Raw genomic sequence first — 1,323 nt, forward strand, 5'->3', positions numbered from 1 at the left:
CCATAACGTGTTTTTACGCCAGTTTCGGTGTTCACCAAAATTTTGCCCATGATCAGACCAAAGCATCACCACGGTATTATCGTTATATTTACTCGACTCAAGCGCATCTAAGACTTTACCAATTTGCGCATCCACGAAAGCAATGCAAGCCAGGTTAGCGCGCACCAGCTCTCTCCAGAACGTCGGACTCACTTTTTCTACTGCTGCGTGGTCCCCTCCTTCAATTGCGCCCATCGTCATGGCTTTACCGTAAAGTGGGATATCTTTCATTTCGTCTTCGATAATGTCCGGCATCTGAATAGACTCAAGCGGGAACATATCAAAATACTCTTTCGGCGCAGTGAAAGGCACATGCGGTCGAATAAAACCCGCCGCTAAAAAGAAAGGCTGATCGTAATCTTTGTGCAGTTGCTCGGCCGCCCAATGTGCAAAATATTCGTCCGGCATCAAGCCGCCCATTGGGATATCCTTACGCTCAAGTTCGCCCCAGCAGAGGGATTTCCCTTTCGCATCCGGACCAAATGTCGTGACGATTTGACCGCCATCTTTCGGAAATGGGTAGTATTTGTGATCATTGACGCCGTAACGACCATAGCCAAAACCACGATCGAGGTATTCCTGGTTTTTGATTTCGTATTTATCTTGCTCAACGTGCCACTGCTTTTCTGCACGATAGTCCGAGGTACCATGATGGAAAATTTTGCCACACGCCATGGTGTAGTAACCATTCTGCTTAAAATGCTGTGGTAAGGTGGGAATATTGCCCATCACTTCTTCAGCGATCGCTGGAAAGTTTTTCAGACCAAGTTCTCGGTTGGTGTACCAACCTGTTGTCGTTGGCGCCATACCAGACAAAATCGCGTTACGTGACGGACCACAAACGGGGACCGCACAGTGGGCATTGACAAAATTATGGCTTTTTTGCATCAAACGATCGATGTTCGGTGTTTTTGCCTGTACATGACCACGTAACCCACCAATCCAATCGTTTAGGTCGTCAATGGCGATAAACAGCACATTCGGCTTTTGGTTCTGAGCATGAACTAACGGGCTCAAGCTTAAACTCGCCCCTAACGCTCCAATAGATTTAAGAAAATTACGGCGTGAAATTTTCACTTGAACTCCTTGGTTTAAATTCTACGTTACCAAAACGATATACCCAACAACTCCAAATACTTGGTCTACAGACGCGCTAAGTATGCGAATACCCACTATTGATACAAATACCAATAGAAACAACTAAAAAACCAAACAGTCCTGAAGGCATGCAATTGCATACAAACCGGGCATGAGTGATCTATTTGGATATAGTAAAATTAAGAC

General features: G+C 45.4%; 1 protein-coding gene. It reads right to left on the bottom strand.

Going from position 1 to position 1,323, the window contains the following annotated elements; translation table 11 throughout:
* On the bottom strand, nt 1-1,116 hold a 1,116-nt coding region (locus B7C60_RS05135; protein ID WP_216639304.1), incomplete at its 3' end, for a sulfatase-like hydrolase/transferase.
* Between the last annotated feature and the right edge of the window lie 207 nt (nt 1,117-1,323).

The organism is Vibrio fujianensis (assembly GCF_002749895.1).
In the GTDB taxonomy this organism is placed as follows: Bacteria; Pseudomonadota; Gammaproteobacteria; order Enterobacterales; family Vibrionaceae; genus Vibrio; species Vibrio fujianensis.